The 22,939-nt window shown below is 55.8% G+C and carries 19 protein-coding genes; 3 read left to right on the top strand and 16 right to left on the bottom strand.

Translation table 11 applies throughout. The annotated features are described in order from the left end of the window. Positions 1 to 52 precede the first annotated feature (52 nt). Together IF205_RS14350 and IF205_RS14345 are read right to left on the bottom strand one after the other, a co-directional pair. A complete protein-coding gene (locus IF205_RS14350; protein WP_259780044.1) occupies positions 53 to 793 on the bottom strand; it encodes a GGDEF domain-containing protein in 741 nt (246 codons plus the stop codon). A gap of 121 nt (positions 794 to 914) precedes the next feature. Next, entirely contained in the window at positions 915 to 2,273 is a 1,359-nt protein-coding gene (locus IF205_RS14345) for a DNA polymerase IV (protein WP_259780043.1), read from the bottom strand. Between the two features lie 310 nt (positions 2,274 to 2,583). Between IF205_RS14345 and IF205_RS14340 the strand changes: the two genes are divergently transcribed. Both IF205_RS14340 and IF205_RS14335 read left to right on the top strand, forming a co-directional pair. Further along, positions 2,584 to 2,949: a response regulator gene (locus tag IF205_RS14340; protein WP_259780042.1), complete on the top strand. Its 366-nt coding sequence runs from the start codon at positions 2,584 to 2,586 to the stop codon at positions 2,947 to 2,949. 16 nt (positions 2,950 to 2,965) lie between these two features. Next, complete coding sequence (locus IF205_RS14335) at positions 2,966 to 4,390, top strand: PleD family two-component system response regulator (protein WP_259780041.1); 1,425 nt, start codon at positions 2,966 to 2,968, stop codon at positions 4,388 to 4,390. 116 nt (positions 4,391 to 4,506) lie between these two features. Here the strand turns inward: IF205_RS14335 and rpmG are convergent, their stop codons facing one another. From rpmG to ruvX, 13 genes are all read right to left on the bottom strand, one after another. Then, positions 4,507 to 4,674, bottom strand: coding sequence for a 50S ribosomal protein L33 (gene rpmG / locus IF205_RS14330; protein WP_259780040.1), 168 nt, complete (start codon positions 4,672 to 4,674; stop codon positions 4,507 to 4,509). Between the two features lie 90 nt (positions 4,675 to 4,764). Continuing rightward, positions 4,765 to 5,412, bottom strand: a complete 648-nt coding sequence (locus tag IF205_RS14325) for an NUDIX hydrolase (RefSeq protein ID WP_259780039.1) — start codon at positions 5,410 to 5,412, stop codon at positions 4,765 to 4,767. Then, positions 5,399 to 6,832 (bottom strand): S41 family peptidase, encoded by a 1,434-nt coding sequence (locus tag IF205_RS14320; protein ID WP_259780038.1) that lies wholly within the window; start codon positions 6,830 to 6,832, stop codon positions 5,399 to 5,401. Before IF205_RS14320 ends, IF205_RS14325 begins: the two co-directional genes overlap by 14 nt. Positions 6,833 to 7,034: 202 nt before the next feature. After that, positions 7,035 to 9,302, bottom strand: a complete 2,268-nt coding sequence (gene rnr / locus IF205_RS14315) for a ribonuclease R (protein WP_259780037.1) — start codon at positions 9,300 to 9,302, stop codon at positions 7,035 to 7,037. 3 nt (positions 9,303 to 9,305) lie between these two features. Continuing rightward, entirely contained in the window at positions 9,306 to 12,005 is a 2,700-nt protein-coding gene (topA, locus tag IF205_RS14310; RefSeq protein WP_259780036.1) for a type I DNA topoisomerase, read from the bottom strand. Positions 12,006 to 12,273: 268 nt separating this feature from the next. Next, entirely contained in the window at positions 12,274 to 13,128 is an 855-nt protein-coding gene (locus IF205_RS14305; protein ID WP_259780035.1) for an alpha/beta fold hydrolase, read from the bottom strand. An 87-nt stretch (positions 13,129 to 13,215) separates the two neighbouring features. Further along, on the bottom strand, positions 13,216 to 14,253 hold the full coding sequence (locus tag IF205_RS14300; RefSeq protein WP_259780034.1) for a DUF2336 domain-containing protein: 1,038 nt from the start codon (positions 14,251 to 14,253) through the stop codon (positions 13,216 to 13,218). Between the two features lie 257 nt (positions 14,254 to 14,510). Further along, entirely contained in the window at positions 14,511 to 15,647 is a 1,137-nt protein-coding gene (dprA, locus tag IF205_RS14295; RefSeq protein ID WP_259780033.1) for a DNA-processing protein DprA, read from the bottom strand. A gap of 48 nt (positions 15,648 to 15,695) precedes the next feature. Continuing rightward, positions 15,696 to 16,310: a glycerol-3-phosphate 1-O-acyltransferase PlsY gene (gene plsY, locus IF205_RS14290; RefSeq protein WP_259780032.1), complete on the bottom strand. Its 615-nt coding sequence runs from the start codon at positions 16,308 to 16,310 to the stop codon at positions 15,696 to 15,698. 2 nt (positions 16,311 to 16,312) lie between these two features. Further along, positions 16,313 to 17,614, bottom strand: a complete 1,302-nt coding sequence (locus tag IF205_RS14285) for a dihydroorotase (protein ID WP_259780031.1) — start codon at positions 17,612 to 17,614, stop codon at positions 16,313 to 16,315. Beyond that, on the bottom strand, positions 17,611 to 18,573 hold the full coding sequence (locus IF205_RS14280; RefSeq protein ID WP_259780030.1) for an aspartate carbamoyltransferase catalytic subunit: 963 nt from the start codon (positions 18,571 to 18,573) through the stop codon (positions 17,611 to 17,613). Before IF205_RS14280 ends, IF205_RS14285 begins: the two co-directional genes overlap by 4 nt. Positions 18,574 to 18,627: 54 nt before the next feature. Continuing rightward, the gene (locus IF205_RS14275; protein WP_259780029.1) at positions 18,628 to 19,566 is read right to left on the bottom strand and encodes an AEC family transporter; all 939 of its coding nucleotides are present in this window, start codon (positions 19,564 to 19,566) and stop codon (positions 18,628 to 18,630) included. A 12-nt stretch (positions 19,567 to 19,578) separates the two neighbouring features. Next, positions 19,579 to 20,049 carry a Holliday junction resolvase RuvX gene (gene ruvX / locus IF205_RS14270; RefSeq protein WP_259780028.1) on the bottom strand — a complete coding sequence of 157 codons (471 nt, stop codon included), beginning with the start codon at positions 20,047 to 20,049 and terminating at the stop codon, positions 19,579 to 19,581. Between the two features lie 280 nt (positions 20,050 to 20,329). Here ruvX and IF205_RS14265 point away from each other — a divergent pair, with 280 nt between their 5' ends. Then, positions 20,330 to 21,823, top strand: coding sequence for a hypothetical protein (locus IF205_RS14265; RefSeq protein ID WP_259780027.1), 1,494 nt, complete (start codon positions 20,330 to 20,332; stop codon positions 21,821 to 21,823). A gap of 20 nt (positions 21,824 to 21,843) precedes the next feature. Here IF205_RS14265 and IF205_RS14260 read toward each other — a convergent pair whose 3' ends face one another. After that, entirely contained in the window at positions 21,844 to 22,872 is a 1,029-nt protein-coding gene (locus IF205_RS14260) for a lipid A deacylase LpxR family protein (RefSeq protein WP_259780026.1), read from the bottom strand. Positions 22,873 to 22,939: the final 67 nt, after the last annotated feature.

Below are 22,939 nucleotides of genomic sequence, written 5' to 3'. Positions count from 1 at the left end.
CAGAAGGTAATAGCGGAATTTTGTCTTGGAAGGAAAGAAAAACCGGCAACGATCAGCGCATGCGTGCAAAACGGGTCCATGTGGAGGATGCACCGGCTTGTTCCTGAGAAGGACTGCTTCTCTTGCTGCGATACATCTTGATATCCGCCTTGTGCATGACCTGATCGGCGTCGGTCTGCGCATTATAGCTTTCCACGCCGATACTGGCGGTCACCTGAATGCCTTTGCCCTGCCAGGGAACGACAAGGCTGTTCAGGGCGTGGCCCAGGGAACGCGCTTTGCTGGTACCGTTGTCTACATCGGTATTGGCGAGGAGTATCGCGAACTCATCCCCGCCGAGCCGCGCCACGGCGTCCAGTTTGCGGGTCTGTTTTTTGAGCAGGGTTGCGACGGAAGAAAGAACCAGATCACCCGCCGTGTGGCCAAAGGTGTCATTCACTTGCTTGAAACTGTCGAGGTCAACCAATAGCAGCATTCCGACCTCGCCGTGGCGGCGCGCGCGTTCAAGGCTGCGATCAAGGGCGCAACGGAAACCGCGACGGTTAAGGGCGCCGGTGACATCGTCTGTTACGGACAACTCGCGAAGACGCACCAGCTCCCGGCCAACCTTCTCCAGGGCTTCCTGTGCGTCCACAGCATCCTTGATTGCTGATTCCAACAGACGGCGGTAGGACGGGCCCGGTTCCGCATTGGGGTCGATTGCCGCCAGCAAACGCGCGGCGACAGCGCGAATACGGAGAGTCTCCGCGTCCTCCTCAGGCGGCAACAGGAACGAGTCCGGATGTTGGCTCACCACAGTTCTCCCGACTGTTTTTGCATGGTCCTTCCCTTAACCCAGGACAGAGCAAACAATGTGCCAATACCAGATTCGCAGGGTGTTCCATAGGAATATTGCGATTCGCCCGGAGCGCAGATCACGTGGAGCGGTCTTTTTTGCCTTGAGGCTGCGGAATCTTTTGCCTAACGCCAGACCTGTCAGGTTTGTTTTCTGTGTCTGCCAGCGAACGTCCTTTGATCAATGCCTTGTCGCCGAGCTTTGCCCGAATGGCGTCCATGGTCTTTTCCACGTCGGCGCGTTTCTTGGCACCGGGGTCCGCCAGATCGAAAGGATCGGCATCCGCAGGGGCGGCCATTTCGGAGCCGCCGATTCCCATTAATCGAAAAGCCGTGCCATTTGCTTCCGCCTTCAGTAACTCGCAGCCGACACGATAGAAATTCTCTGCCAATTGTGTCGGGTCGTGCAAGGTGCGGCTGCGTGTAATGGTTTTGAAGCGGTCTGTCTTCAGTTTCAGGGTGACCGTACGTGCGGCAAGTTCCGCCTTTTTGAAGCGTGAAGCCACCTTTTCACACAACGGCCACAGGGCATGACACAGGGCGTCGTAGCTGGTGATGTCCTTGGCGAATGTGGTCTCCGCGGAAATCGACTTGGTTTCTGAGGTCGGGTCTACCTTCCGGTCGTCCTGCCCCCGGGCAAAATGATAGAGGCGTTTACCCATCGCCCCATATCGCATCTGCAATTCAATCTGGTCGAATGGAAGGAGGTCGCCTACGGCGCGGATTCCATCTTGTTCCAGCTTTTTGTTCAGGGTCTTGCCGACACCCCAGATGATCGAGACGGGTTTTGTGGCTAGAAACGACGACGCGTCGCCTTGTCCGATCACCGCGAAACCGCGCGGTTTTTCCAGGTCCGAGGCAATTTTTGCCAGGAATTTATTGTAACTCAAACCGACTGACGCGGTGACCCCGACCTCCTTTTCGATTCGGGTCACCAGGTGGGCGAGGCTGGCGGCTGGTGAGCGACCGTGAAGCCTTGTTGTTCCGGTGAGGTCCAGGAAAGCTTCGTCAATGGAGATCGGTTCAACCAATGGCGTGATTTCCTGCATCATTGCGCGGATGGTTCGCCCGACTGTGGCGTATTTCTGCATATTCGGCCGGATGACGACAGCGTTCGGGCAGGCCTGGAGGGCCTTGAACATGGGCATGGCTGATCGCACGCCATAGACCCGCGCGACATAACAGGCTGCGGCAACAACGCCCCGATGTTCCCCGCCAACGATAACCGGCTTGTCCCGTAAGTCCGGATTGTCCCGTTTTTCAACGGAGGCGTAGAAAGAATCGCAGTCTATATGGGCAATGGATAACCGGCCCAGTTCCGGGTGATATACCGTTTTCGGTGAGCCGCATTGCGGGCAGCGGCGGTCGGCTGTCGCGGCCACCCAGACGTGGAGGCAATCGCGGCACAGGCTGTTATAGTCATGGTAAGGATCGCGCATCTTCGAAATGTCCGCCTGAGGATGCCAGATTTATAGCGGAATAGGGGAGGTTTTAGAACAGCCCATATCCGCTAGTGATAATCATTTCCACGGGTATCTTTACTGGCCTTCATGAGAACTTCTTTTGATATTTTTTTGTTCCCGACAAATTATGAAATCTCGATTTTGCTATTACTTTCTTTTTGGTGGTCTTTCCCGGGTAAGTATGTTGTCATACAAAAAGATTCAGGATAGCAATTAGTTATATATTGAGGCGCGGTTGGGCAGGAAATCAGGATGGGCCGCGCGAAAGGTGGGGTAGAGAGGCATCATGTCCAAAACGGTTATGATTGTCGAGGATAACGAGCTTAACATGAAGCTCTTTCACGACCTGCTGGAAGCGCGCGGGTACGACATCCTTGAGACACGGGACGGAATGGAAGCGCTGAAAATGGCGCGGGAAAAGAAGCCCGATTTGATCCTGATGGATATTCAACTCCCGGAAGTATCGGGATTGGAAGTCACCAAATGGTTGAAAGAAGACGACGAATTGCGGGCCATTCCCGTAATCGCAGTGACGGCTTTCGCCATGAAGGGGGACGAAGAGAAAATCCGCGAAGGCGGATGTGAGGCGTATATCGCCAAACCAATCTCTGTTAGCAACTTCCTGGCGACCATTGAAAAGTTCTTAAACTGAACGCGGTAGATATCTCATGACCGCTAGGGTTCTTGTCGTTGACGATTTAAAACCAAACGTCAAACTGTTGGAAGCCAAGCTTTCCAGCGAATATTTCGACGTTATCACCGCCTATGATGGTCCATCTGCATTGGATGCTGTCGAGGCGCATTCACCGGATATCATCCTTCTGGATGTCATGATGCCGGGAATGGACGGTTTTGAAGTCTGCCGCCGAATCAAAGAAAATTCGAAAACCATGCATATTCCAGTTGTCATGGTGACGGCGCTGTCGGACAGCGCGGACCGTGTGCGTGGGTTGGAGGCCGGTGCGGATGATTTTCTCACCAAACCGGTGAATGACGTGTCGATGTTTGCGCGGGTCCGCTCGCTTGTCCGTCTCAAAATGATGACGGATGAATGGCGCCTTCGCGAGGAAACATCGGGACAGTTGGGTGTCCTGCGCAATGAGGAGCCGCTGTCCGCCGTGGATGCCACGCGCGCCCATGTCCTGGTTGTTGAAGACAATCAGGTGGACAGGACCAAGATTGTCGAGACGCTGGAGCGTGACGACAACGCGGTGACCGCCGTTGACAATGTCAGCGACGGGATGGCGCAGCTACGGCGCATGCGTTTTGAGCTGATTATTGTGAACCTGCGCCTGCGTGAAGAGGATGCCTTGCGTTTCTGCAGCCAGGTGCGCGCCCGGGACGAGACACGTTCAACGCCCATCCTGATGGTCGTTGAGGAAGATGATGACGAGCGTCTGGCCAAGGGGCTGGACCTTGGTATCAACGACTATGTGATCAAGCCCATCGACCGGAACGAACTGTTGGCGCGATCGCGCACACAGATCAGGCGTCAGCGCTATCAGGACAGGCTGCGCGACAACTATGAACGCAGCCTCGCCATGGCCCTGACAGACGCGCTGACAGGGCTTTATAACCGGCGCTATGTCATGACGCACCTTGGCGGGATGATCGACCATCACACCAGGGCGGGCAAGCCGATGTCACTGCTGGTGTTCGACATTGATTTCTTCAAGGCGGTGAACGACTCATACGGTCACCCTGCTGGTGACGAGGTTCTGATACAGCTTTCCCAGCGGGTCATTCACAACGTCAGGAACGTTGATACCGTTGCCCGTATGGGTGGCGAGGAATTTGTCGTGATTATGCCGGACACAGACATTGCGACAGCCTCTTCAGTCGCCACACGTCTGCGCGCCTATATTGCGGAAGATCCGTTCACCTTCCGGGAAAAACCCGATGGCGTGCCCATTACGATCAGCATTGGTATTTCCCAGATGCAGGAAGCGGGCGATTCGGCTGACGCCTTGTTCCGCCGGGCGGACGACGCCCTTTATGCCGCCAAGAATCAGGGACGTAACCGGGTTGTGGTGTCTACGGAAGAGGGTGATCTTGTCGTTGAAGACGCAGGCGACCCGCCACTGCCGAACTGATAGGAATTTGAGAACGGAAAAAGCCGGGGCCCAGCGCCTCCGGCTTTTTTTATTGCGAAATTTTGGCAACAAAAAAGGCCGCCCGAGGCAGCCTTTCTTTCCAAAGCAGCTTGCGCTTACTTCATCTTCGATTCACGGAAGATGACGTGCTTGCGTACTTTCGGATCGTATTTACGCAGTTCCAACTTTTCGGTCAGGTTCCGCGGGTTCTTCTTGGTAACGTAGAAGTAACCGGTGTCTGCGGTGCTAACCAGCTTGATCTGCATCGTGGCAGGTTTAGCCATGTTTTTCTTCCCAGATTGGCGCCCGAGGCGCTGGTTTCTAAAATTCCGACGCGGAAAATACATGGCCGTAGCGTGAAGTCAAGCATTGATCTATATGACCTCGTCCCGCGTGATAATAACGTCGCCTTCATCATAGGTCAGGGCAGGCACAACCGCGTCAGCCACGTGGTTCCCGGACCAGTGCCGAAGGGCCTCCTTCAAGACAAACTCGGTTACATCTGCAAGGTGGGGCGACCGCAATATATTGGCGACGGGGTACCAGTCGACATCAACAAGTTCGCCTGACGGCGCGGCTTTTGGTTGGAAACGGTCGCCTTCGCCTAGGAAAAACCGTGTGTCGAAGCGAATTGGACTGCTCTTCGGCGTGATCGCCTGCGCGATGCAGTGCAAATTCTCAAAGAAGGGGATGGTGTCTTCTATCGCCAGGGCAAACCCTGTTTCTTCATGGCATTCGCGCATGGCTGCCATGATGTGGATGGCCGCAAGCCGGGACGTGAGGGTATTGAAGACGCCCTTGATCGGGGCGAAGTTGTGAAGATGGAAGGTTTCGACGACCAGATCCAGATCGTCATAGTCGCTTTGGTCCAGTTTGCCGTCGGGAAATACAAAATAACCGGGCATAAAACGAAGGTCCGGATGACGTCGGCCCATCATGACCTCGCATTGTTCGTCCCGGCCCCTTAAGAGGACGAGGCTTGCGGCCGGTTTCGGGGAGACGGTGCCGTTATCTGACGGCATAGACCCGGTTGCCCAGATTGAGAGCATCTTCATAGAGGCCCGAATCGCTCAAGAGTGCATCGGCCGCATCTATGTCGATTTGTTGCGGCGTTCGCCCATTCCAGGGGCAGGAGGCGCGGAATTCCTTCACCTGATCATGGCCCAGATATTGGAGACTGCGTAGATAGCGGAAACGCATATTTGCCTGCCAGGGAGATTTACGCAGTGTTTTCAACACGGCGGCAACGCCGTTCTCATAGTGAATCGTGCAGATATTGGGGAGAACCCCGAAATCGTGGATAGCATATTCCGACGGCGTCAGGTAGCGGGCCCAGGTGAGGGCCAGTTCGCCGTTATTTGGCATATGAACAATCTTTTGAACCGTTCCCTTGCCGTAGCTGACCGAGCCGACCACAACGGCCCGCCTGTGGTCCTGCAGGGCAGCCGCCAGGATTTCGGCGGCGCTGGCGGTTCCGCCATCAATCAGGACGACAATTGGCAGACCGTCAAGCATATCGCCTGACGTGGCATTGAACTGTTGGTCGCTTTGCGGGTGGCGTCCCGTCGTGCTGGCGATCACGCCGCTGTCAAGGAACAGGTCCGCTGTTTCCACTGCTTCGTCCAGGAGGCCGCCGGGATTGCCGCGCAGGTCAATCACTAGGCCGGCGATTTCCGTGCCGCTGTTTTCTTTCAGGCGCTCAACCATATCTGCGACCCGCTCGGAGGTTTTCTTGTTAAAGCGGCTCAGACGGATGGTCGGGAAGTGTTTCAGTTGCCGAAAGCTGACTGTATTGGGAATGATCTCCCGCCGCCTCAGGATCTGTTCCCGCGGTATCAGGGTTTCCGCCGATGTGGTCGCGAGCCGTACAGTTGTCCCGACCCTGCCATGCAAGGCGCGCAAGACATCGTCCAGGGTCCAATCGCGGATACCCCTGCCATCAATGGCGGTGAGAGAATCGCCAATGGAAATGTTGCTGCGCGCCGCCGGGCTGTCGGCGGCGATGGCCGTAATACGGAAATCATTGTCGCCCTGTTCCAGCGAAAGGCCCACGCCGCCGAACCCCTCCCGGTCCCCGCGTTGCAAGGCAGCCTGCTCCGGCGAGGAATAGCGGGTGAAGCGATCCAGCCGGGATGAAACACCCATGAAATAGCTGTGCAGGATCTCGTCTTGGTTCAATTGGACTATTTCGTCGGATATGCTGCGCAAGTCGGAAAGGACTGCAATGGAAAACAGGGCCCAGTTGGCAGGATAGTCTGAATGCGGCCAGGGAACCTGGCTGACGATTTCCCTATCCCGAAAAACATTCAGGTATTTCTGTGATGGAAACAGCGTAAGGCTTTTGTCCTGTGCCGCGACGGCTCTTAGGCCCGCAACAGACAACGCCTGAATGTGAACAGGGTCTACATAGTACTGGTAGATGCTGCCCAGGCCCTTCGTCATTGTGGGCTGGATGGTTTCCGCGCCATTCCACGGTGCCGTACTGCAGGATGCCAGCGCCAAAAGAAGCGCGGCGCACAGGGCACTGCGAAATCCAGAGCAAAAAGGGGCGGATCGTTTCAACAAGGCTTTCCCATCCAGGTGACCAGGCCAAGTAATAGCGCAGCTTGGTCCCGGAACAAAGTGGCTTTGCGGGAAAGTTGGCCTAACGCCGCTTTGGCTTCTTCTTAAATGACTTGTTGCGTCCGCGTGGGCCGCCGCGTTTTCCTTTCGGAGACAGGCGGCGCGCGTGTTTCTTCGCGGCTGTATCGATCTTTCCGCCTTCGACCATCACGAAGACCATACCACCGGTGACCGTGTCCGCCTCACTGAGCGATACAGTGACCTTTTCCCCCAAAGTGTAGGTGAGGCCGGTCTGCGTGCCGATCAGGGCATGGGCCGTTTCGTCATGGACGTATCGGTCGAAGGGCAGGCTGCTGACCGGGATAAGCCCGTCGGCGCCGGTCTCGTCCAGAGTGACAAACAGGCCGAAATGGGTCACACCGTTGATACGGCCACGGAATTCCGCACCGATTCGATCCGCGAGATAGGCGGTCACATAGCGGTCCACGACATCGCGTTCTGCCATGGAGGCGCGTCGTTCCGTCAGTGAGATCGCTTCACCGATTTCTGAGAAGGTTGCCGCCTGTTCATCCTTGAGGCCCCCGTCACCCAGCCTGTATCCGCGAATCAAGGCACGATGGACCAGAAGGTCCGCATAACGGCGGATTGGCGAGGTGAAATGAGCATAACGCTGCAGGGCCAGTCCAAAGTGACCGGCATTCTCAGGACTGTAGACAGCCTGGGCCTGGGACCGCAGTACGATTTCGGAGACGATATGCGACTTTTCGGTGCCGGCGACCTGTTTGAACAGACCGTTGAAATGCTGAGGCTCGATAACATTGCCTTTCGGCAGTTTCAGTCCCATTCCGGCCAGGCTTTCGCGCAAGGCTTCCAGTTTGTCCAGGCTGGGAGATTCATGGATGCGGTACATGACCGGCATCTTCTTGGCCTCCAGCGCCTCGGCGGCGGCCACATTGGCCGTAATCATGAATTCTTCGATCAGCTTGTGACTGTCCAGCCGGTCACGGGCGACTATGGCCTCGACTTTGTCATCGTCGGACAGCAGGACCTTGCGTTCCGGGATATCCAGTTCGAGGGTGCCGCGTAGTGCCCGATTGCGCGCCAGGGCCTTATAAGCCCCGTAGAGCGGCTTGATGATCGGGTCCAGCAGATGGGCTGTCTCATCGTCCGCATAACCGTCCTGCGCCTTCTGGACCTGTTCATAGGTAAGGCGCGCGGCAGAGCGCATCAGGCCACGGACAAATTGGTGCCGCAGCAGACGGCCATCACTGGAAATCCACATATGGACAGCCAGGCAGGCACGGTCTTCGTTCGGGCGAAGCGAGCATAGGTCGTTTGAAAGCCGCTCAGGCAGCATCGGCACGACGCGATCCGGGAAATAGACGGAGTTGCCACGCTCCAGCGCGGATTTATCCAAAGCCGAATCGGTCGTCACGTAATGCGAAACATCGGCAATCGCCACCAGCAGATGCCAACCGCCTTCATTCTTTGGATCATCGTCCGGTTCCGCCCAGACGGCATCGTCAAAGTCGCGGGCGTCCGCGCCGTCGATTGTGACCAGAGGCACATCACGCAGATCGGTACGTTTGCCCAGTTCCGCCGCTTTGAGCCCGTCTGTTTCTTTCAGAACTTTTTCAGAAAACTCATGGGGAATTCCCTGACTGTAGATTGCAATCAGGCTGAAGGCCTTGGGATCGGAGAAGGCCCCGACGCGGTCGACCACGCGGGCCGCCTGAATACCAAGGGCCTTGCCCGCCACCGGTTCTGCAAGGGCGAGGTCGCCGGGCTTGCAGCCCTTCAGGTCCTGCTCCGGAATGAAATATTCTTTGCTGTTACGCCGGTCGGTCGGATGCAGGATGCAGCCATGCCGGGATTGTTCCAGCATGCCCAGTATCTTTTGTGCGCCCGGTTTAAGCAGTCGGATCGGCTGTGCTTCATATTCGTTTTCGCCGATGCGCCGCAGGCGTGCCAGCACGCGGTCGCCAACCTTCGGTGCGGCCCCCATGCGCCGCGATGGCAGCACCAGGATTCGAGGGATGGATTTTTCGTCCGGATCGAGTTTCACCGGACGGGCAATCAATTCACCATCAAGGTCGATTTCGGTGATTTCAATAATGCCGACTTCGGGGAGGGCGCCCGGCATCCCCATTTTACGGCCACGTCCACGGTCAATCAGGCCGTCGTCCTGCAACTGTTTCAGCAGGGCGCGAAAATCATTGCGCATTGCGCCTTTGATATGAAAGGCACGTGTCAGTTCCCGCTTGCCTACCGGCGTCGGGCTGTTGTTGATGAATTCAAGAACCTGTTCTTTCGTTGGAAGGGGAACAGGCCCTTTCTCCTTTTTGCTCACGCGCTATCCGGCTTTCTTTGCTGCGGCCTTTTTCGCCGCGGATTTCTTGGCTGATGCCTTTTTGGCGGAAGTCTTTTTAGCCGTGGTTTTCTTTGCCTTGGCTTTCTTGGCGGTTGCCTTTTTTGCCGACGCTTTTTTCGCGGTCGTCTTTTTGGCAGAGGCTTTTTTGGCACTGACCTTTGCTGCCCGGGCCGCCAGCCATTCGACCGCTTGTTCAACGGTCACATCGTCAACTTCCACACCCTTGGGAACAGAGGCATTGGTCTTGCCATGTTTCACATAAGGGCCATAGCGTCCCGATTGAAGGGTGATCATAGCACCATCTTCGGGGTGCGGTCCGATTTCCTTCTTGGCGATGGCCTTGCCCTTGGTACCTGCCTGGGCGATGACTTCCACAGCCCGGTTGATGCCGATGGTCAGAACATCATCGTCTGCCGGCAAGGAGACAAAGGCGCTGCCGTGCTTCAGATAAGGGCCGTAGCGGCCAACGCCTGCCTGGATCAGTTCGCCGCTTTCCGGGTGCGTGCCCAGATCACGGGGCAGGGACAACAGGCGCAGGGCCACATCCAGGGTTATTTCTTCCGGCTTCATGCCTTTCAAAAGGGACGTTCGTTTGGGTTTGGTCGCGCCTTTCCCTTTGCCTTCCTGCTCACCCAACTGGACGTAGACGCCATAGGGGCCCTTGCGCAGGCTGACTTCCTGGCCATCGTCCGGATGGGTGCCGAGAACCTTCGGATATTCGACTTCGCCTTCTTCACTGCCGTCGCCGCTTTCGCCCAATTGCCGCGTGTAGCGACATTCCGGATAGTTAGAGCAGGCGATAAAGGCCCCCCAGCGTCCGAAATTCAGGCTCAGGCGCCCGTCACCACAGGAGGGGCACTTCCGGGCGGCTTCCGTATCGCCGCTTTCGTCGGCCTCAAAGAAATGCGCGCCCAGTTCCCGGTCGAGGGTTTCGCGGACCTCCGTGCCGGTCAGCGACAAGGCGTCGTTGGACTGGCCTTGAAATGGCAGCCAGAAGTCCCGCAGCACGGCCTTCCAGTCGATGTCACCATTGGAAATGCGGTCAAGCTCGTCTTCCAGCTTTGCGGTGAAATCATAGTCGAAGTAGCGTTCGAAGAAGGCTGTCAGGAAGGATGTAACCAACCGTCCGCGATCTTCCGGGACAAAGCGTTTGCGGTCCAGGACAACGTAGTTGCGGTCCTGGAGAACACGAAGGATGGATGCATAGGTCGACGGACGCCCGATGCCCAGTTCTTCCATTTTCTTGACCAGGCTCGCCTCGGTGTAGCGGGGCGGCGGCTGGGTGAAATGCTGTTCCGCGTTGGCCTTCAGGAGAGGCGTCGCATCGCCTTCCGTCAGTTTCGGCAGGCGGCGATCATCATCATCGTCATCGGTGGGATCGTCACGGTCTTCTGTGTAAAGCGTGAGGAAACCGTCGAATTTGACCATGGACCCGTTCGCACGCAGGGTCGCGGATTTGTCGTCGCTGGCCAGGTCAATGGCAACCTTGTCCAGAATGGCACTGGCCATCTGACTGGCCATCGTCCGCTTCCAGATCAGTTCATAAAGGCGAAGCTGTTCATTATCCAGATAGGAGCGCATGGCTTTCGGGTGACGGCTGAGGTCCGTCGGACGAATTGCTTCGTGCGCTTCCTGTGCGTTCTTTGCCTTCGTTTTGTAGACCCGCGGGGAATCCGGCAGATAGGCATCCCCGAATTCGGACCCGATCAGATTACGGGCTGCCGCGATGGCTTCGCCGCTCAGGTTGATGCTGTCGGTACGCATATAGGTGATAAGACCGACTGTCTCGCCACCGATGTCCACACCTTCATAGAGGCGCTGGGCCACCTGCATGGTCCGGGATGCACCCATGCCCAGTTTACGGCTTGCTTCCTGCTGCAGGGTGGATGTGGTGAAGGGCGGGAACGGATTGCGGCGGACCGTCTTGTTCTCGATCTTCTGGACGGAGAAGAGGCCTTTCTTTACCGTCGCCAGCGCCGTATCGGCAGCCGTCTTGTCACCCAGAGAGAATTTGTCCAGCTTGGTGCCGTTCAAATGGGTGAGGCGGGCAGTAAAGCCGTCGCCGCTGGGGGCGGAAAGCTGTGCGTCGATGCTCCAGTATTCCTGCGGGCGGAAGGATTCAATTTCCCCTTCGCGTTCGCAGACAAGGCGCAGCGCCACACTCTGCACGCGCCCGGCCGACTTCGCACCGGGCAGCTTGCGCCACAGAACCGGCGACAGGGTAAAGCCGACGAGATAGTCCAGAGCCCGGCGCGCCATATAGGCGTCGATGAGTTCCTGGTTCAGGTCACGCGGATTTTCCATGGCGCGCAGGATGGCGTTCTTGGTGACCTCGTGGAACACGACACGGGAAACATCCAGACCGTCAATAATCTTGCGCCGTTTTAATTCTTCCTGAACATGCCAGGAAATGGCCTCACCCTCTCGGTCGGGGTCAGTCGCGAGCAGCAGTTTGCTCGCGCCTTTGCAGGCCTTTGCGATATCATCGAGACGCTTCTTTGACTTCGGGTCCACCAGCCAATGCATGGCAAAGTCGTTGTCAGGCTCAACCGAGCCGTCTTTCGGGGGAAGATCGCGAACATGACCAAAGGACGCGAGAACCGTATAGTCCTTACCGAGATATTTGTTGATCGTTTTTGCTTTCGCCGGTGATTCGACGATAACGACATTATGCGCGGTCATTCCGTTCTTCCGCCTTTTGTTATCTTTATCTTTTGACTGCCTTCGGGGTTAATGGATGACACGCAATGCAGGTTGGAAAACATTATCAGCGCCCGCGAGCCATCGAACCCCAATCCCGTATTTCGGTGGCGATTGGTTTACAGAATTGGCAGTTGCGAACGCCTCCGTCAACCATGACACAGGGCATCCATCCCAAATTGTTAGCTGGGCAATATCGGTTTTAAGGCTAATTATCAAGGGAATGCGGTCTGTTGCATATCCCCGCAAATCATTTTTCCTGCAACCAGCCCAACAGTTCCCGATCAAATGCCTGCGGTTCTTCGTAATGAGGGGCATGGCTGCTTTTTTCAAAGACCCGGACCGTGAGATCGTGAAAATGATCGCGCAGGGGCTCCCATAAATATGCCGGCGGTACGAGGAAGTCATAACGCCCCAACGCAAGAAAAACGGGCTTGTCCAGGGTGTCCAGTCCGACGGAGATATCAATATCGCGAAAAATCTCTCCCCAGACATGGTTGAACATGCTCATGTTGGTCTCGATGCCGTCCCAAAGCGGGGCCGCGTCAAAGGTATAGTCATACCAGCTTTTTGCACCGGTCAGCAGGCAGTAGGTGATGAAAGCCTTTTCCGGTGCCCTTTCCATTTCCTGCGGAAGTTTGCCCATCTGTTCACCCAGATAGGCCTTTCGTTCGGGGGACACGGATTCCTGCAGATAACGCTCCCCGGCTGCATGGCTTTCATGAGAGTAGTCCGGTGCAACATTCATCATCACCACATGGGAAACGTTTTCCGGATATTTCTTGGCGTATTCAAGGGCCATGAAAGCATGTCCGGAGTGGCCGACAATAATAACCTGGCCCAGTCCGAGATGTTTCCGCAGCCCCTCGATATCGTCGACAAGAACATCGAGGCCATATTGCGACAGGTCTTCGCAATTGTTGCCCGGGGCAAATCCGCGATGATCCATGAAGACCAGCTTTAGCGATTTGCGAAGCTCTTGTGAAAAGGTTCGCGCATAATAGAGGGCGCTGCCGACGACAATGGCCGTCGGACCGTCGCCTTCAACGCTGTACTGAAGGTCGAAGCCTTGCGCGTGATAGGATTGTAGAATTTTGTCAGCCATAAAAAGTCCCCTTCCCGGATTGAGAAGGGGAGTATCAATAAATTGGATGAGTTATCAAGCAATTGAGGCTGCTTGCTGAGACCGGCATTAATGTGGGCCGGTTTTCCATTTGTCCAATGCCGCTTTGGCGTTTGCCGATTCTAACCGTTCGAAATACTGCAATGCTTTTTCAAACAAACCGGCGCTGCTGTATTGTTGGAATTTCGAGCCGAGCAGTTGTTGCAATAGCAGGCCGAAATTCTGTTTGCTGAAATCAATTGATTTGCAGGCGATTGCAATGGTGTTCAGGCTGGTCATATCGAAGATCTTGTTCACGGTCGCCATGTTCAGCCCCGTAACCGCGGAAAAGGCAGCAAGGAAACCCTGCTTGCCTTCCTCGTGCAGAGCCTTCACCAGCCGGTCACCGTGAACATCTTCCACTGCATCACTATCGGCGATACCGGCCTCGACCGCACCGGCAATGGCGGCATTGACCAGATCATCCTGGATATTGAAGTTCTGGATGATATGCTGGCGCAGGGCCTCACCCACCCAGATATACATTCTGCGGGCAAGGTCTTCCGGTAGGTCACGGCGTCTCGTTAATGGCGCCTGCAGGCCCTCCAGGGCTTCGGAGCGGTCTACCAGAGCTTCCATGGAATTGCGGCTGATGCGGGCGGAGTAATTCTTCACAAGCTGTATGGCGACCTCATTGTCACCGGCCGCTACCAGAGCATCAGTGACAATCTCAGACAGGCCGTCCCGTTCCGCAATGGCTAGCTGGTGGCTTTGGCCATGCTTCATGACAAGTTCTACCAGCGAGTCGTCGGTAAGCTGCTTGGAATGGACGAGAATAGGGTAGGCGACATTGATGGTGTCGTTGGCGAGAAAATCCACAAGATCATCCGGAACATCGGTCCGCTCCGCCAGATAGTCGGCAATATAGCGGCGAATCTCGATTTCCACCTGATCAATCAGCTCACGAAGGATTTCGAAGGTGAGTTCCAGTTCCTGCTTGGTCAGATCAGCCCGTGAATCCAGGCACATTTTAGCGATCGAGGCGGCAAGCCCACCTTTCCCGTCTATCGCACGCTGATGTGCGAGTCGTAACAATCGCTCATAAGACACAGGACTAACTTCGCTCATCTGTCGCTTGCCTTCTGGCTCGGGAGGGCCCTGGTTTTGCAACCTTGGCTTTTATGAAGGCCGTATTGGCATTCTGCACTATGGCCTTCTATACCAACAAGAATCTGGAAAAAGATATCCGTATCGTTAATCGAACTCAATAAAAAAGAAGTTAAAGGATAAAGTTCAAGAAAGAATTAACATCGGAATTTTATAAAAAATTACAGTAAGTTGAAGTAACCTTGGTAAGGTTAACAGTGACGGTTCTTGCTTGTTGTCTACTTCATCAGGCTGACATAGCCGCCGGGATGTCTGGTTAATTGACCGGATAGTTCAAGCGACAGCAAAGACTCCTGTACGGTTGCCGCCGACAGGGAAACCGCGCGGATCAGCTCATCGACCTGGATAGGGGTATGAGAGAGGGCCTCCACGATTTTCTCCTCAGCGGAACCTGAATGGACAGATGCGGTCTCCATTGACGGGGCCGAGGTTGTTTGCGGGCGTGCAGTATCCTGGGATGGTCTTGCAGGTGTGGGGAGGCTGAAACTACTCAAGGCGCGGAAAATGTCGTCCGGTGTTTCCGTGATCCAGGCCCCTTTGCGGATGAGGTCATTGCAACCCCGGCATCGCGGATCAAGGGGAGAGCCAGGAACGGCGAAGACGTCACGCCCCTGATCTGCTGCGAATTGAGCGGTAATCAGTGACCCGGATTTAAGGGCGGCCTCCACGACCAGCACGCCAGCCGACAAGCCGGAGATTATGCGGTTTCTTCGCGGAAAGTGACGGGCCTGAGGCCTTGTACCCAATGGGGTTTCCGACACAATCACACCATTCTGGCGAATGGCTGCTGCCAGCTTGTCATGTTCTTTGGGATAAATGACATCAATTCCCCCGGCGAAGACCGCAACAGTTCCGGATTTCATACTGCCATCGTGGGCGGCGGCGTCGATTCCACGGGCCAGTCCGGATGCAATGATGAAACCTGCGTCGCCCAGGACTTCCGCGAAACGGCGTGCGAGCTTGCGCCCGGCAGCCGATGCATTTCTGGAACCCACTATTCCCACGGTCGTCTGGCTGAGAAGGGACGTGTCGCCAAGTGTGGTCAGAACCGGCGGTGCATCTTCTGTCGCCGCGAGTTGCGCCGGGTAGTCCGATTGTCCGTCAAAAAGGAAACGCCCGCCGAGCTTTGCCAGTTGTTCGAATTCCCGTTCAGCGTCGGCCTTGGAACACAGCATGATCTTTCGCTTGCGACCGGTCTTCGCCAAAGCGGGCAGGGCATCCAACGCTGACTGTGCATCACCGTATCGCGACAGGAGTTGGCGATAGGTTGCGGGGCCGATATTGCTGCTTCTGATGAGGCGTAATCGGCTGATTTGATCGCTATGGGAGAGTTCGTTGTCGGCTGGTTCCATCATGCGGGAACGATGGCGGCTAACAGCGAAAGGGTCAATTGGTATTTGGCGTTAGGAGTTTTTCTTGCCAATCTTGGGCTCGCTGCCGGTGATCAGGCGGCGGATGTTGGTGTGATGGCGGATCCAGCCCAATATGGCCAGGACAGCGGCGGCGACAGCCACTTCTGGCAAATGGAGAAAGTAAGCGAAAACCGGTGCGGCGGCGAGGGAGATCAGTGCCGACAGGCTGGATATCCTGAAAATCAGGGCGGACAGCAACCATGTGGCACAGGCCCCGAGGCCAACCGGCCAGGCAATGGCGACCAGCGTTCCCAAGGTGGTGGCAACACCTTTGCCGCCCTTGAACTTCAGCCAGATTGGAAAATTATGTCCGAAAACAGCCGCAACCCCGGCAATGATCCCGGCCTGCGGTGCAAGGAAATAGGCAAACAACAGGGCTGCCGCCGCGCCTTTCCCAATGTCGAATACAAGCGTGGCAAAGGCTAGTGGCTTGTTGCCGGTGCGCAGGACATTGGTCGCGCCGATATTACCGGAACCGATATTGCGAATGTCGCCATATCCTGCAAGCCGCGCCAGGACCAACCCGAAAGGGATGGACCCCAGGGCATATCCCAGGATTGCAGACAGGCCGATCTGTTGCGCAGACAGGGCGACATTCATTTCCATGGTTAGAATCCTTCTCCGCGGAACAGCAGGCGGCCATCGACGATTGTCGCCAGAACCTCACCCTGAACCGGGCGTCCGTCAAAGGGAGAGTTCTTGGACTTGCTGCGGAAATTCTCTTCCCGCAATGTTCTCGGCTTGTCGGTGTCGAAGATGAAAAGATCCGCCGGCGCACCGCGTTTCAGCCGACCACTGGGAAGGCGGAGCAGGTCCGCAGGCCCCTGTGTCACTTTCTTGAGAGCATCCAGCAGCGACATATGGCCGTTGTGATACAGCTCCAGCGTAATGGGGAGGAGTGTTTCCAGTCCGATTACACCAGCGGCGGCCTGTGCAAAGGGAAGGCGTTTCGAATCTTCATCGTGTGGCGCGTGGTCACTGGCAATAGCGTCAATTGTGCCATCGGCAAGGCCTTCGACAATAGCCCGCCGATCGGTCTCGTCGCGCAGGGGCGGGGAGACTTTGGCAAAGGTCCGGTATTCACCAACCGACGTTTCATTGAGCGCAAAATAATGCGGGGCCGTGTCGCAGGTAACTGGCAGACCCTGAGCTTTGGCCTTTCTGATGGCTTCAACCGCCAGACGGGTCGAGACATGGGCGACGTGATATCGCGCACCGGTCATTTCCACCAGGCGCAGGTCGCGTTCGATCATCATGACTTCGGCCTGGGGCGGAATACCGGACAGGCCCAGGCGGCTTGCCAGTTCTCCCTGGTTCATGGCACCGCCGTCAGACAGTCCGGGGTCTTCCGGGTGCTGCACCATCAGCAGGTCAAAGGCCTTGGAATAGGACAGTGCCCGTTTCATGACCTTGCTGCTCGCCACCGCTTTCTGTCCGTCGGTGAAGGCCAGTGCGCCCGCTTCGCTCAGCAGGCCCATTTCGGTCAGTTCACTGCCTTCCATGTTTTGGGTGATCGCGCCATAGCAGTAAATCTTGGTGCGTTTCAGGTCGCGCGCACGGCGGGCGACATATTGCACACCGGATTCATCGTCGATTATCGGATTGGTGTTCGGCAGGCAGACCATCGTCGTAATGCCGCCGGCTGATGCCGCTTCACTGGCGCTGTCGAAGGTTTCCTTGTGTTCCTCGCCGGGTTCGCGCAGTTGAACCCGCATGTCGATCAGGCCGGGGGCAAGACACATGCCCTTGCAGTCAACAACCTGACTGACGGATGGTGCGCCGCCTTTGAAGAGATGGGGCCCGAAGTCCGCGATACGGCCATTTTCGATCAGCAGTGCGCCTTTGGTATCCATGCCGCTGGCGGGATCCAGCAAACGGGCATTGAGGTAGGCAATACGTGTATCGGTCATGCGCGTTGCTCCCGAATCGGCTGGGTCAGCGTATCCAGGCAGGCCATGCGCACGGCTACTCCCATTTCCACTTGTTCACGGATGACGGACCGGTCGATATCGTCCGCCAGGTCGGAATCGATTTCCACCCCGCGGTTCATGGGGCCGGGATGCATGACAAGGGCATCCGGGTTCGCATAGGCCAGCTTGGCACGGTCCAGGCCGAAGAAGCGGAAATACTCGCGAACGCTGGGCACCAGGGCGCCCTGCATCCGTTCCATCTGCAGGCGCAGCATCATGACGATATCGCAGTCACGCAGACCTTCCCGCATGTCGGTGAAGACTTCCACGCCGAGGCGGTCCGCAGCGCTGGGCAGCAGGGTCGGCGGTGCGATCAAGCGTACCCGCGCACCCATGGTCTGCAGCAGGTGGATGTTGGACCGGGCGACGCGGCTGTGGGCGATATCGCCACAGATCGCGACAGTGAGGTTGTTCAGGCGTCCCTTGCGGCGGCGAATCGTCAGCGCGTCCAGCAAGGCCTGCGTGGGATGTTCATGCTGACCGTCACCGGCGTTGATAACGGCGCAGTTCACCTTTTCCGACAACAGCTTTGTCGCGCCCGATTCTGCATGGCGAACCACCAGAACCTCCGGGTGCATGGCGTTCAGCGTCATGGCAGTGTCGATCAGCGTCTCACCCTTCTTCACTGAACTGGTGGCGACAGACATGTTGATCGTGTCTGAGCCCAGGCGCTTGGCAGCCAGTTCGAAAGATGTGCGCGTTCGCGTTGAATTTTCGAAGAAAAGGTTGATGACCGTCATGCCCTGCATGGCATCGGATTTCTTGTTCGGGCCCCGATTCCTGTCTGCGTATATGTCCGCCAGGTCGAGAAGATGGGTGATGTCCTGTTGGGACAAGCCCTCAATGCCCAGGATATGGGGGTGAGGGAAGCGGTAGTCAGGATCGGGTATGTATGTCATCGAAACCGGAGTATATGCGTGACGAATAAAGGCGGCCAGCGTTTTAGTGTAAATTCAACCCGGCGAAAAGAGGGGGAAGAGGAAAAACAGCGCGAATGGCATGGTCGCCATGGAAATCAGTGTCTGTATTGTAATGATACCTGCCATCAATGGCGCGTCTCCGCCCAGTTGATTAGCCAATGCATAGCCGGACACGGCGGTTGGAACCGTTGCGTAAATTGCAATTGTATAGGCCGGGACGCCGGTGAGCCCGGTTAGCAGGAGAATCCCGATCGCGATGGCCGGGAAAATGCAAAGCTTACCGAATGACGACAGGAGGACGGAGGCAACGCCGACGCGGATTGCCTTGATCCTCAGGGCGGCGCCAACGTTGAGCAATGCCACAGGCAATGCCGCCTTACCTATGATCTGGGCCATGTCGTCGATCACGGGGAGGGGCCCTATGCCCGTCAGGTTGAGCGTAACGCCGGTAGCGATTGCAATGAGCAATGGATTTCGAATGAGTTCACGCAGAAGACGTCGAGGCAGTGATTTGCCGTTGTTCTTTCCGTGAAGCAGAATCAGCGCGGTGACGCAGGCGATATTGGTGAAGGGGACAAGGACGGCGGTTCCGATCGCGGCGTAGAACAGCCCTTCGGACCCGAACAATGCCTCGCTGACGGCAAAGGCGATGAAGGTGTTATGCCGTGCGGCCCCCTGAAAGACAGAACTGGCGGCCTCGCGTGGCTTTTGAAGCAGCAATGCGGCAGCGCTTGCCAGGATGCCTGCGGCCACCATCGCGGCAATCAGGCTTATCGCATAGGGGGCAACGAAATCGCCGTCTAAAGAGGTGGTCGAGGTTTTATGCAGCAGGAGCCCCGGAAAAAGTACCCAGTAGACCAGCTTGTCCACCTTGGCCCAGAAATCGAGGGACGGAAAATCATTCCGTCTCAGAATGTTGCCCAATACCAGCAGCAAAAAAATGGGAAGCAGAGACGAAAGAATACTCAACATCTGGTAGCAATCTCACGCTAGGTCCGACAGGTAATCGAGGGCTCCCTGAAGGATAAAACCTGCCGCCATCTTATCAACAACTTCGCCGCGCCGTTTTCGCGTCATATCGGCTTCGTCCACCAGGAATTTCTGCACAGCACTGGTGGACAGCCTTTCATCCCAGAACGCCATGGGCAAGTCGTTACCCCGATATTGCATATTGCGGGCAAACTGGCGGACTGACTGACATTTGGGGCCTTCGCTGCCATCCATATTGACCGGCAGTCCGATCACAAGGCCACCAACGCCATGTTGCTCGATTATTTGTTCGAGTTCCTCAGCATCCTTGGTGAATTTTCGCCGCCGGATAGTGGTTATCGGGCTTGCGACCCTCAGGGCGGGGTCGGAGACAGCCAGCCCGATTGTTTTTTCACCGATATCAAGCCCCAGAAGCCGACTGCCTTTCGCAATTGCCTCTGGTAGGGATACAATTTCTACATTCACTGGAATTTTCCGACGTATAATCGTTATGATAGAATAAGGAAAATCAACTGTACAACTTAAGACGCTCTCGTAAAAGCCAAAGGTCAGGTATTGCGAAGTGATCAGGCTTAATACAATTTTAAAGGGATGTCTGGCACAATATCAAAAGCATGAATGTGTTGCGCATCTTGCTTTTGGGGGGACGTTGGGCTCGCTTTGAAGTTGCCTCTTCCTTTCGCTGCAAGACCGCATGAGATGATAACGGGAGCCTCCAGTCTCCTCTGAGCGGTAAGGATGGCAGATGAGATTCTTTGAGCGCTGGCGGAAAAAGAAAGAGCCAGCCATACAACCAAAATCAAGGCCCAGACGATATCATCGGGAGCGCTCGCTGCTCGGCGTATTGAACGAGATGCTTGAGCAGAACGGGAAAGCACTTGCCGGACGCGTTCACCTTATCGGGTTGAATGAAATCAAGCTGAAGCTCGGGCCGAGATGGGACAAGAGCAAGTCTCAAGTCTATACAATCACGGAAAATATCATCAGCCGCCATCTGACCAGCGCAGATGTTTACGAACGTCACGCGGATGCAGAATATTTCATCGTGTTTTCGGAGATGAGCGAGAAGCTGTCCAAGGCGAAACTAATCCGGATCGCAAAGGAGTTGCACGAGCACTTCCTTGGGAGTGACGATCTGAATGATATCCGCGTCACCACCGCGCTTGCCGAGATGGATGGTTCCGTCACCATGAAGCAGGTGGACTTGCAGGAGCTTGCCAATCAAATCACGGAAAATGCCAGCCCTGTGGAAGTGCCTGCAGGTGATAAAGTGGCTATAGACACCGGTGCCAATGATGATGTGGAGGCTGACACCGACAAAATTACACAGCTCCGTGGGCATAATGCGAATGAAGACGGCGTAGGACGAGGCGCGGAGCAGGAACCGGAAACGGCCGAGATCAATAAGGGAGGGGAGCTCAGTGCGTCTGTGGAAGCAAAGGGGCGGTCAAACAGTGAACGCCTGGAAAAACTTCAACAGCGTTTTGCCGGATTTGGAGAAAAAAGACTTCATTATGGATTCGCGCCGGTCTGGGACATGAATAATCAGGTGATCTCGACCTATCAGGTCATGCCGATTGTTGACCTGGGTGCAGGATTAACCGTTCGCGGATACGACGAGGTTGTAGCAGAAAGCGGTACAAAGCAGGTCAGCAATCTCGACCTTGACGTTCTGGAATACGGATTGGACGTCTTCGGAGAATGCATCCAGAATAATTTTAAGTTGTTTCTCAGTTTCCCGGTGCATTTTGAGACGGTCAGCACCTTGTCGCACTGCAAGGAATATATTGAGTTGTTGAGCGTCCTTCCTGCATCTTTGCGGCAATTCCTGTATTTTGAAATCCATGGCTTGCCTCAGGGTGTACCGTTCGGTCGTCTGTCAGACATCTGTTCGTTGCTGAAACCCCATTGCAGGGGGATGATGGTGCAGGTGGGAAACAGTGATTTCAACTTCAGGAACTTCAGTGAGGCCGGGATAAGTATTGTCATTTTGCATCAGGATCTGCATGGCAAGCCCTTCAAGATGAAATCCGAGATGATCGGGCGCTTTGCTTCTACTGCCCGACGGTCCGGGTTAACGCCCTGGCTTTCAAAGGTGGAGGATATGCAATGCGCCGTTGTCGCAGATAAAGCATCTGTCCACTGCTTAAGCGGCGATGCAATCGGCGGCGTTGAAGAGGTGCCTGCCGCAATCAGGCGTTTTACCCGTAAAGACTTTGCGAAGAAGTTCACTGCCTGAGACGGCATCCATCCGATGCATTAGAAACGATACGACAGGCTGATTGCGCCAAAACGGTCGGGGTCCTTCTGCCCATGGAACTCTTCCGTGCGGATAATATGGGTATAGCTCAACCGCCAGTCACGCCAGGTGATGGCCGCCCCGGCCTGCAGGTCTCCTACAAAATATTTTTTGTCCACGCGGTGGCTGTCCGTAAAGGTGTTGCCGTCCAGGAATATATTCCGCAGAACAGCCCGTCCGCCAAAAGAGGCGAATAGATACCAGTCCAAATCCCTGGTGTAGAAGAAGAAATCGCTGCCGGGGAGGCTTGGCCGGATTCGCGGTGGACTGAAATCTGTGCTGAGGTCGTCACCGATACGCACTGTCACGCCGGCGTTGGCATGGGTAAAGACGTTGCCGAGTGAAAATCCAACATTCGGAACCAGATCCATCTCAAGGCCTGTAGATTGGAACTCTTTCTTCCAGACCCTGACAGAACGGTTGTAGACGATATCGAAGCCGACCTCGTTTTCCAGTTGATGGTCCCAGCCCTTCGGGTCCCGGAAACCAAATGTTTCATGCCAGGTCTTCTGCGTTTTTTCTGCCTGAGACCAGGGACCGATAACGCCAACCTCAAAAGCCAGGTTGTCCATGCGGTCGCGATCCTTCGAAACGGAAAAGAGACCTGCCGACAGATAGAGCCAACCCGCATAGGGACGGTCATCCTCAATCAGGTTCACATCGGTGATATCGGCAGGCGTATAGATATTTTGTCCAAGGGCGTAATGCGCCCGACTGACGCCCTGGTCCGGGAAAAAGGGAACAAGACCGGCTGCCTTGGCAATCAGGTCATCTGTATCCGCTGGCCTTTCTCCCGTTGTGTAGGACAGGCGGGTGCCATGTGTGAAATGCCTGTCGGTGTCGCCAAGAAAGAAGTCATTTTCCATCTGGATGGAAAGGATACCACCATTGTCGGGCTGCTTCTCTGCGGCAAGGGCAGGGGGCAGAGAGGCCGCCACAGAGCCAATTACTGTCAGAAATACGATGCACTGGATGGAATTTACCCGCATTTATCCCCCTTACAGGCCTGTTGGTCCGTATCGGATAATGGTTAAGCTAATGCTGGTGGCGAAATAA

This window comes from Aestuariispira ectoiniformans (genome assembly GCF_025136295.1).
Classification (GTDB): Bacteria; Pseudomonadota; Alphaproteobacteria; order UBA8366; family Aestuariispiraceae; genus Aestuariispira_A; species Aestuariispira_A ectoiniformans.
Note: the sequence above shows the minus strand (reverse complement) of the source record. Positions and strands in the feature narration are given on the sequence as shown.

What these genes read in the sequence shown, in the direction of transcription:
- IF205_RS14345 (WP_259780043.1), bottom strand. Translation starts at nt 2,273, where the DNA reads ATGCGCGATCCTTACCATGACTATAACAGCCTGTGCCGCGATTGCCTC.
- IF205_RS14285 (WP_259780031.1), bottom strand. Translation starts at nt 17,614, where the DNA reads ATGACCGATACACGTATTGCCTACCTCAATGCCCGTTTGCTGGATCCC.
- dprA (WP_259780033.1), bottom strand. Translation starts at nt 15,647, where the DNA reads ATGATGGAACCAGCCGACAACGAACTCTCCCATAGCGATCAAATCAGC.
- IF205_RS14325 (WP_259780039.1), bottom strand. Translation starts at nt 5,412, where the DNA reads ATGCCGTCAGATAACGGCACCGTCTCCCCGAAACCGGCCGCAAGCCTC.
- IF205_RS14280 (WP_259780030.1), bottom strand. Translation starts at nt 18,573, where the DNA reads ATGACATACATACCCGATCCTGACTACCGCTTCCCTCACCCCCATATC.
- IF205_RS14300 (WP_259780034.1), bottom strand. Translation starts at nt 14,253, where the DNA reads ATGAGCGAAGTTAGTCCTGTGTCTTATGAGCGATTGTTACGACTCGCA.
- IF205_RS14275 (WP_259780029.1), bottom strand. Translation starts at nt 19,566, where the DNA reads ATGTTGAGTATTCTTTCGTCTCTGCTTCCCATTTTTTTGCTGCTGGTA.
- IF205_RS14340 (WP_259780042.1), top strand. Translation starts at nt 2,584, where the DNA reads ATGTCCAAAACGGTTATGATTGTCGAGGATAACGAGCTTAACATGAAG.
- topA (WP_259780036.1), bottom strand. Translation starts at nt 12,005, where the DNA reads ATGACCGCGCATAATGTCGTTATCGTCGAATCACCGGCGAAAGCAAAA.
- plsY (WP_259780032.1), bottom strand. Translation starts at nt 16,310, where the DNA reads ATGGAAATGAATGTCGCCCTGTCTGCGCAACAGATCGGCCTGTCTGCA.
- IF205_RS14260 (WP_259780026.1), bottom strand. Translation starts at nt 22,872, where the DNA reads ATGCGGGTAAATTCCATCCAGTGCATCGTATTTCTGACAGTAATTGGC.
- IF205_RS14320 (WP_259780038.1), bottom strand. Translation starts at nt 6,832, where the DNA reads ATGACGAAGGGCCTGGGCAGCATCTACCAGTACTATGTAGACCCTGTT.
- IF205_RS14335 (WP_259780041.1), top strand. Translation starts at nt 2,966, where the DNA reads ATGACCGCTAGGGTTCTTGTCGTTGACGATTTAAAACCAAACGTCAAA.
- IF205_RS14265 (WP_259780027.1), top strand. Translation starts at nt 20,330, where the DNA reads ATGAGATTCTTTGAGCGCTGGCGGAAAAAGAAAGAGCCAGCCATACAA.
- rpmG (WP_259780040.1), bottom strand. Translation starts at nt 4,674, where the DNA reads ATGGCTAAACCTGCCACGATGCAGATCAAGCTGGTTAGCACCGCAGAC.
- IF205_RS14305 (WP_259780035.1), bottom strand. Translation starts at nt 13,128, where the DNA reads ATGGCTGACAAAATTCTACAATCCTATCACGCGCAAGGCTTCGACCTT.